We start from the raw sequence: 8,576 nt of genomic DNA, 5'->3' as shown, positions 1-8,576 counted from the left end.
GAGGACGACGGGGCGGGGGTGGGCGGTGGACGGCTTGCAGGAGTAGTCGTTCCAGCCGGAGCTCGGCGCGCCGGCGGCCTGGGCGGAGGTGGCGGGGACGGTGACGGCCGCGGCGGTCAGCAGCAGTACGGCCAGGGGTCTGAGCACTCGTTTCCAGGGCAGCATCGGGTGATCTCCTTGCGGCTCAAGGGAGGTGCGACGGCACGAAGCCCTGTGATCCGGATCACGGGATGCTGTTCACTCGTCAAGTTACGAGTCAGTAGTCAAACTGGGAAGTTACGCGTCAGTAAAAACTTCCAGTGGTAACCGACGACGGTGGGCCCGCCTGACGCCCCTTCACCAGGCGGGCCGGATCGGCCCGAGCGGAGCGATCCGCAGCAACTGCTCCCCGAGCGCCCGCACTTCCCTCTCCCCCAGCACGTCCGCCCACTCCCGCACGGCCTCCGCGGCCGCCTCCTCCGCAGCCCGCGTGCACTCCCAACCCCGCCCGGTCAGCACCACCAGCCGCGCCCGGGCGTCCTCCGGGTGCGGCCGCCGCTCGGCGTATCCCTTGCGCACCATCTCGTCGACGAGCTGACTGGCGGCCTGCTTGGTCACCCCGAGGTGGGCGGCCAGGTCGGTGACCGTCGCGCCGTCCGGGGCGAGCCGGGCGAAGGCGAAGCCGTGTGCGGGCCGCACTCCCTCGAAACCCCGCGCGACCACGCCCTCATGGATGCGTTGCGTGAGCTTGCCGGCGGCGGCGAGCAGGGCGGCGGACAGGGCCATGGCCTCGGAGTTCTGCACGCATGCATTGAAACACTCTTGACGCGATGGTCAAGCTGCTTGACCATATAGTCAAGCAGCTTGACCACTTGGAGGCCTCATGCCCGTCGTCCGCTCATCCGAAGCCGTCACCCACGAGATCCACGGCGCCCGCTTCGTCTCGTACGCCACCCCGCGCAGCGGCAGCAAGGAGCTGTGCGCCTGGCGCGGTGAGATCCCCGCCGGCCTCAAGGCGCCCGCCCACACCGTCAGCCGGGAGGAGATCTTCCATCTGCTCGACGGCGAGCTGCTGATCACCCTCGACGGCCGCACCGAGCGGATCACCGCGGGCGACACGGTGATCATCAACCCCGGCGCCACCCTGACCGTCGAGAACCCCACCGACCGGACCGCGTACTCCTGGGTCACCACCTCGATCGGCATGGAGGGACAGCTCGCCGACGGCACACGCATCGTGCCGCCGTGGGCCAACTGACGTCACGCGGAAGGATCTACGCCGCCAGTCGCCCCGGTCCCCCTAGCCCCCCGGGCATCACCGCCCGCGGGCCGAACTTCGCCCGGGCGCGGTCCGCGACCTCCTCGATACGGCGGACCTTCTCGTCCACGGGGTCGAAGGTCAGCTGGTGGGAGGCCTGGTCGGCGGGGTCGAGCCCCTCGGCCCGCAGGGTGATCGCACGGACCCGGGCCCGCTGCAGCCCAAGCGCCTCGTACATGCCGTACGCGGCCCTGGTCAGGTCCGGCGAGTGCGCGGTCGGTTCGTTCAGCCTGCGGCTGCGGGTCGTGGCCGAGCGGTCGGCGTAGCGCACGGTGAGGGTGAGCGTGCGGCACACCTTCTCCAGGGCACGCAGCCGGGCGCCGATCTCCTCGGCGGCCGAGAGCAGAGCGCGGCGGTGCCGGTCCGGGTCCAGTTCGTCGCGGCCGAAGGGGCGTTCCGTGGCGAGGGAGCGGGAGACGGCATTCGGGACGACCCGGCCGCGGTCGACGCCGTTCGCCTTCTCGTACAGCTCGCGGCCGGCCTTCGCGCCGATCAGCCGCTGGAGCGTGGACAGCGGCGCGGCGGCGACCCGGCCGAGGGTGTCGAGGCCGTAGTCGCCCAGCGTACGGGCGGTCGCGGCGCCCACGCCGGGCAGCGCGGCGACGGGCTTGTCCGCGAGGAACTCCGCGATGGCGTCCCGCTCCTCGGGCACCGCACAGGTCACCCCGGGCACGGCGTCGCGCAGCGCCACGCGGGCCAGCATCGGCCCGGGCCCGGCTCCGATCACGCAGTCGACGCCGTACAGCGCGAGCGAGCGCACCCGGATCACCGAGGCCAGTTCGAGGGCGTTCCGCCCGAAGTACCGCTCGGCGCCCCGCAGGTCGGCCAGTGCCCCGTCCGGTGGCAGGGCCTGGACGACGGGGGTGAACTCCTCGAGCATCCCGAGCAGTCGGGGCAGGTCGGCCTCGCGCGTCGGAGGCAGCTGGAAACGTACGCAGAGGATGGTCATCCCGCACTCCCCGGACTCTGGTGCCACAACTTTCTTCCCACCGCGGGCCCTTCGCCCGCGGGACGCAGATCGGCCCAGGGGTGCATCTCGTACCCCGTGGACATACGGATCTTCCGCTGCTCCGCCGGATCCTGGTCCGCGGAGCCCTCCGGCCCCTCGCCGTCGTCACCAGAACCGGAATCGGCACCGGCACCGGCCAACCGGGCTGCGACCCCCTCCAGCCCTTCCTCCCGGCGCACCTCCAGCAGCTCCGCGAGGTTCCAGGCGGCGGCGCCCACCACGCTGAGGCTGCGCGGGCCGCGCCGCTGCACCACCCCGCGCACCAGCAGCAGCCAGGAGTGGAAGACGGTGTGGGCGCAGGCGTCGTGGGAGTCGTCGAAGAAGGCGAGGTCGACCAGGCCCGTGCCGTCGTCCAGGGTGGAGAAGATGACCCGCTTGCCGGACCGGATCGGCGGCGTCTGGGTGGCCGCCTTGGCTCCCGCGACCAGCACCGTCTCCCCGTGCCGGGCCTCGCGCAGCCGGCGCGCGGACACCACGCCGAGCTCGTCGAGGAACGCCCGGTGATCGTCCATCAGGTTGCGCGAGGCGTCCATGGACAGCACGCCCAGTTCGGCACTGAGCCGCTCCGACGAGGTGAGGTCGGGCAGCCCGGCCGGTGCGGTCTTCCGTCCGCCGGCCAACGGGAGCTGGCCCCCGCCCGCGCCCCGAGCGCCCCGGTGCAGCTCGGTCAGATGCAGTTGCAGATCACGGCGGTTGGCGCCGAACGCGTCCAGCGCTCCCACCTGCGCGAGCCGCTGGGCCAGCGGACGGCTGGGCCGGCCCCGCTCCCAGAAGTCGACCAGCGAGGCGTACGGCTGCCCCTCGGCGATCCGCGCCGCCTCGGCCTCACTGATGCCGTGCACATCGGAGAGCGCCAGTCGCAGCCCCCATTTACCGGACACCAGTTCGATACGGTGTGCGACGCCCGACTTGTTCACGTCCAGCGGCAGCACGGGCACCCCGCGCCGCCGCGCGTCCGCCAGCAGCAGCCGCTTCGGGTACATGCCGGGGTCGTGCGTCAGCAGTCCCGCGTAGAAGGCGGCCGGATGATGCGCTTTCAGCCACGCCGACTGGTATGTCGGCACGGCGAAGGCGACCGCGTGCGCCTTGCAGAAGCCGTACGACCCGAAGGCCTCGATGATCTCCCAGGTCCGCTGAATCGTCTCCGCGTCGTACCCGTTCGCCGCCGCGTGCTGCGCGAACCACACCTTGATCCGCCCCTGCGACTCCGGATCCGACAGTCCGCGCCGCACCCGGTCCGCCTCACCGCGCCCGCAGCCGGTCATGATGTCGACGATGTCGATGATCTGCTCGTGGAAGACGACGACCCCGTACGTCTCCTTCAGCGGCTCCTCCAGATCCGGATGCGGACAGCGGATCGGCGCCCGCCCGTGCCGCGCCTCGATGAACGGCCGCACCATGTCGGCGGCGACCGGCCCGGGCCGGAACAGCGAGATGTCGACGACGAGATCGTGGAAGCCGGCCGGCTGGAGCCGCCCGACCAGGTCCCGCTGCCCCGGCGACTCGATCTGGAAGCAGCCGAGCGTCTCGGTGGACCGGATCAACCGGTACGTCTCCGGATCCCCCGGCGACAGCCCGTCCAGATCGACCCTCACCCCCGACACCCGCTGCACTTCCGCCACGGCGTGCGCCATCGCGGACTGCATCCGCACCCCCAGCACGTCGAGCTTCAGCAACCCGAGATCCTCGACGTCGTCCTTGTCGAACTGCGACATCGGAAAGCCCTCGCCGCTGGTCGGCATGACCGGCGTACGCGCGAGCAGCGAGGCGTCCGACAGCAGCACCCCGCACGGATGCATGGCCACCCCGCGCGGCAGCGCGTCCAGCGCCTCGACCAGCTCCCACAGCCTCCCGTACTTCTCCTTCTCCCCCGCCAGCGCACGCAGTTCGGGCAGTTCCTCCAGCGCCGCGCGGGCGTCCCGCGCCCGGATATGGGGAAAGGACTTGGCGACCCGGTCGATCTCGTCCGGGTCCATGGACAGGGCGGCTCCCACGTCACGGATCGCATGCCGTACGCGATACGTCTCGGGCATCGCGACCGTCGCCACCCGCTCGGTGCCGAACCGGTCGATGATCGCGCGGTAGACCTCCAGCCGGCGCGCGGACTCCACGTCGATGTCGATGTCGGGCAGCACGACCCGCTCCTTCGACAGGAACCGCTCCATCAGCAGCCGGTGCTCGATCGGATCGGCGTGCGCGATCCCGAGCAGATGGTTGACGAGCGACCCCGCACCGGACCCCCGGGCGGCGACCCGGATCCCCATCTCCCGGACGTCGTCGACCACTTGGGCGACGGTCAAAAAATAAGAAGCGAAGCCGTGGTGGGCGATGATGTCCAGCTCATGGTGCATCCGCTCCCAGTACTCCCGCCGCCGGTCGTACCCGCGCAGCACCATCCCCGCCGCCGCCCGCGAGGCCAGCGTCCGCTGGGCGGTACGGCGGTCGGCACCGACCAGATGCGGCTCGGGGAAGTGCACGGTACCGATCCCGAGATCGTCCTCGGGATCGACCAGGCACTCGGCGGCGGTGGCCTCGGTCTGCTCCACCAGCCGATGAGCGGTGTCCCGCCGGAACCCCGCGGCCTCCACGACCCGCTCCGCCACCCCGACCATGTCCCCGGCCCCCTTGAGCCAGGCCTCACCGGAGTCCAGCTCCTTGGTCGGGTCGACGGGCACCAGACGCCGGGCGGCGTCCAGTACGTCCGCGACCGGCCCCAGCCCCGGGTCGGCGTACCGTACGGCGTTGCTGAGCACGGGCCGGATCCGCTGCTCGGCGGCGAACCCGACGGTCCGGGCGGCCAGCCGCAGGGAGCCGGGCCCCGTACCTTTCCGGCCATGCCAGACGGCCTCCAGCCGCAGGGCGTCGCCGTAGACCTCCCGCCAGGGCACGAGCAGCCGCGCCGCACGGTCGGGACGTCCGGCGGCCAGGGCACGCCCCACATCCGAATCAGGCCCGAGCAGCACGGTCACCCCCTCGGCGCGATGGCGCTCCCAGGGCAGCAACGGCGTCCCCTCCCCCTCGTGCACCGCCGAGACCAGCCGGCACAGCCCGGCCCATCCACGGGCACCGTCCCGGGCGAGGAAGGTCACCCGGGGGGCGGACTCGTCGACGAAGGCGCCACCGCGCACAGGAGTCCGACGCCGCCCCCGCCCGGGCTCGGGGCGCTCCGCTCCCGCCACCGCCAGATCCGCCCCGAAGACCGGACGGACCCCCGCCTTCGCACAGGCCTTGGCGAACCGGACGGCACCGGCGAGGGTGTCGCGATCAGTGAGAGCCAGGGCGTCCATGCCCCGCTCGGAGGCACGCTCGGCCAGCCGCTCCGGGTGCGAGGCTCCATACCGCAACGAGAACCCGGAGACGGTGTGCAGATGCGTGAACCCCGGCACACGCACCTCCCGCACTCGTGAACCACACCGGCTCTCGAACATCTGTTCCCAGCTACCTCACCCCCACCATACCCTCATCCTCGAATACATGTGCGACATCCGCTCGACCCTGCCCCACCTGCCAAAACACCAAAAAGCCCGCCTGGCGGCCATGGCCCGATGCGGTAACCGCACGCACCAGCACCCGCGGGTCGCCGACGGCGAGAAGGGGACGTGTCGGGGGGTGTCCGCCCGCAGCGGTTGGCGCGTCAACGGACAGTCAGTCGGTTCGCAACCCCATCGCGCCGTTCCGAGGACGGACACCCCCCGGCGCGGCCCCGACCCACAAGCCAGCCGCAGGCGCTACGCGCACCCCCACCGAAGCAGCCACAGGCCGCCGCAGGCACCCGGCCCAACCGCCGGAGGCAGGCGCGCCACACGCAAAAGCCCCGCCCCTCACACAAGGGGCGGGACTCCACAAAACTGGACCCGGAACTCAGCCGATCTCGGTCCCGGTCGCCGACAGCGCCTCCGTCACCGGCTGGAAGAACGTCTCCCCACCGGACGTGCAGTCACCACTACCGCCGGACGTCAGCCCGATCGCGTTGCTGCCCGAGAAGAGCGAACCACCACTGTCACCGGGCTCCGCGCACACGTCGGTCTGGATCAGACCGTTCACGATGTCGCCGTTGCCGTAGTTCACGGTGGCGTCCAGCCCCGTGACCTTCCCGTCGTGCACCTGGGTCGTCGAACCGCTCCGCGTGACCTCCATGCCGACCGTCGCCTCGGCGGCACCCGTGATCTTCTGCGTCGAGCCGTTGTAGAGGTTCACCTCACTCGGGTGAGCCACCTCCGCCGTGTACTTGACCAGCCCGTAGTCGTTGCCCGGGAAGCTGGAGTCCGCGTTGGTGCCGATCTCCTTGCCGCTGGAGTCCGACCACGTCGAGATGCCCTCGGTGCAGTGCCCGGCGGTCAGGAAGAACGGCTCGCCGCCCTTGACCACGTTGAAGCCGAGCGAGCAGCGGCCACCGCTACCGGTGATCGCGTCACCACCGGCGACGAAGGGCTTGTACTCGCCCTTCGTCCGCTTGAGTTCGGCCTTCGCACCGAGCCCGCCGACGACCTTCGTCAGCTTCGTCCACTCGGCCTTGGACACCGTACGGTCGGCGGTGACGACGATCTTGTTGCTCGTCGGGTCGGTCACCCAGGAGGTGCCCGGAATCGTCGCGTCCTGCTTCAGCGTGCCGCGGGCGCTCTTCAGTTCGGCGAGAGAGTTCGCCACGACTCTCGCCTTGGCTCCGGCCTTCTCGACGGCCTTGGCCGCGGCCTCGTCGAGCACGTTCACCACGAGGCTCTTGCTCTTCGTGTCGTAGTACGTGCCCGCCGCGTCGGCACCCAGGTCCTGGGCCAGCGTCGAGGCGAGCTTTCCGGCCGCCGTGACCGACAGGGTCCGGGGCGCGGAGGCCTCCGGGGTCTCGCTCGCGTTCGCAGTCTGGAAGGTGACTCCCGCGGCGACCAGTGCGGCGATACCCGCACCTGCCACGGCTGCACGCCGCTTGGGTATGCGTCGGTGCTTCAACTCACGTCCTCCTGTGGGGGGTCGGCCCGGGAGGTTGTGGGGACCTCGCGAACCGGAAGGCTTTGTTGACGAGCGCCCACTATTCCGAGGACAACGGGGGGCACACAAGGGTGAGTTCTAGACGCGCGTAGACAGCGCTTCGCACGCCCCCTCATTTTGACCGTCCACGATCAAATCGGACCCAACTCCCCTGTGTTCACAGTGCAAACATTACGCGCGAGTAATGTGCGGGCACTCTTCGAGGTTCACGTGTGGCTGAATTTCGCCCCCACGGCAGCCGGTTCGGAGGGGCGCCCGCGCTCCATACGAAAGCCCCCGCACGCCATGCGTGCGGGGGCTACGAAGTACTGCGAACTGCCGCCGGGGGCCTAGTACACGCTGACCCCGTAGGCGCTCAGAGCCTCCGTGACGGGCTGGAAGAACGTCGTACCACCGGAGGTGCAGTCACCGCTGCCGCCGGAGGTCAGACCGTACGCGACGCCGTTGCTGCCGTAGAGCGACCCGCCGGAGTCACCGGGCTCGGCGCAGACGGTGGTCTGGATCAGGCCGGAGACGACGTCACCGCCGCCGTAGTTGACGGTGGCGTTGAGGGCGGTGACCCGGCCGCTGTGCGTACCGGTCGTGGAGCCGTCGCGGATGACGGTGGTGCCCACACTCGGGGTGGCCGCGCGCGTGATGTCCACGCCGTTCGCGGTGCCGGGGCGGCTGACGGAGCCGCTGTAGCGGACGAGGCCGTAGTCGTTGCCCGGGAAGCTGGAGCCGGCGGTCGAGCCGATGACCGTGGTGCGGCCGGAGTTGGAGTACCAGGTGCCCGCGCCGTCGGTGCAGTGACCGGCGGTCAGGAAGTATTCGGTGCCGTTGCTGGCACGGACGTTGAAGCCGAGGGAGCAGCGCCAGCTACTCGCATAGATGGCGTCGCCGCCCTGGATCAGCTTGTTGAACTTGCCGGGGGTGCGCTTGATCGTGAGCGCGTCGGCGTTGGCGCCGGCCTGCTGCTTGATCTTCGCTATCTCGGCCTGGCTGACCGTGCTGTCGACGGTCAGGAGCACACGGTTGTTCTTGCTGTCGACGGCCCAGGCGGTGCCCGGGATGTCGGCCTTCAGCAAGGAGCCGCTGGCACTCTTGAGTTCGGCGGCGCTGAAGGTGGTGGGGGTGTCCGAGGCGTTCGCGCTGGGGATCGCGATCGCTGCGGCGGCAACGAGGCCGGTGGAAACGGCGATCAGCCGGGTCCGTCTCGAAATGCCGCTGCGGGGGGTGGTGCGCTTGATCCTCACTTTTCGTTCCTCCACAAAGGAAGTCGGGGGCCCTCGTGGGGTTTCGGGCCCG

The 8,576-nt window shown here is 70.7% G+C and carries 6 protein-coding genes and 1 pseudogene; 1 reads left to right on the top strand and 6 read right to left on the bottom strand.

What is annotated here, in order from left to right; all coding sequences use genetic code 11:
- Positions 1-165 (bottom strand): annotated as a pseudogene (locus CCL05_RS45965) (lipase); the annotation flags it as partial.
- Positions 166-336: 171 nt separating this feature from the next.
- Positions 337-783 (bottom strand): MarR family winged helix-turn-helix transcriptional regulator, encoded by a 447-nt coding sequence (locus CCL05_RS05820; RefSeq protein WP_086559393.1) that lies wholly within the window; start codon positions 781-783, stop codon positions 337-339.
- Positions 784-862: 79 nt separating this feature from the next.
- Between CCL05_RS05820 and CCL05_RS05815 the strand changes: the two genes are divergently transcribed.
- Entirely contained in the window at positions 863-1,237 is a 375-nt protein-coding gene (locus CCL05_RS05815) for a cupin domain-containing protein (protein ID WP_086559392.1), read from the top strand.
- Between the two features lie 16 nt (positions 1,238-1,253).
- On the opposite strand, the gene CCL05_RS05810 is transcribed toward CCL05_RS05815, so the two are convergent.
- The 4 genes from CCL05_RS05810 to CCL05_RS05795 form a co-directional block, all read right to left on the bottom strand.
- Entirely contained in the window at positions 1,254-2,246 is a 993-nt protein-coding gene (locus CCL05_RS05810) for a DNA polymerase Y family protein (protein WP_086559391.1), read from the bottom strand.
- On the bottom strand, positions 2,243-5,692 hold the full coding sequence (locus CCL05_RS05805; protein WP_086559396.1) for a DNA polymerase III subunit alpha: 3,450 nt from the start codon (positions 5,690-5,692) through the stop codon (positions 2,243-2,245). The genes CCL05_RS05810 and CCL05_RS05805 overlap by 4 nt, the downstream gene beginning before the upstream one ends.
- Before the next feature lie 475 nt (positions 5,693-6,167).
- The gene (locus CCL05_RS05800; protein ID WP_086559390.1) at positions 6,168-7,250 is read right to left on the bottom strand and encodes a S1 family peptidase; all 1,083 of its coding nucleotides are present in this window, start codon (positions 7,248-7,250) and stop codon (positions 6,168-6,170) included.
- Between the two features lie 368 nt (positions 7,251-7,618).
- Positions 7,619-8,524, bottom strand: a complete 906-nt coding sequence (locus CCL05_RS05795) for a S1 family peptidase (RefSeq protein ID WP_086559389.1) — start codon at positions 8,522-8,524, stop codon at positions 7,619-7,621.
- Positions 8,525-8,576 lie beyond the last annotated feature (52 nt).

The organism is Streptomyces africanus (genome assembly GCF_002150735.1).
GTDB classification, from domain to species: domain Bacteria; phylum Actinomycetota; class Actinomycetes; order Streptomycetales; family Streptomycetaceae; genus Streptomyces; species Streptomyces africanus.
The sequence above is the reverse complement of the archived record's forward strand: the minus strand, read 5'-3'. Positions and strand labels throughout refer to the sequence as shown.

Excerpts from the sequence above, each read along its gene's own strand:
- CCL05_RS05815 (WP_086559392.1), top strand. The coding sequence starts at position 863 with ATGCCCGTCGTCCGCTCATCCGAAGCCGTCACCCACGAGATCCACGGC.
- CCL05_RS05810 (WP_086559391.1), bottom strand. The coding sequence starts at position 2,246 with ATGACCATCCTCTGCGTACGTTTCCAGCTGCCTCCGACGCGCGAGGCC.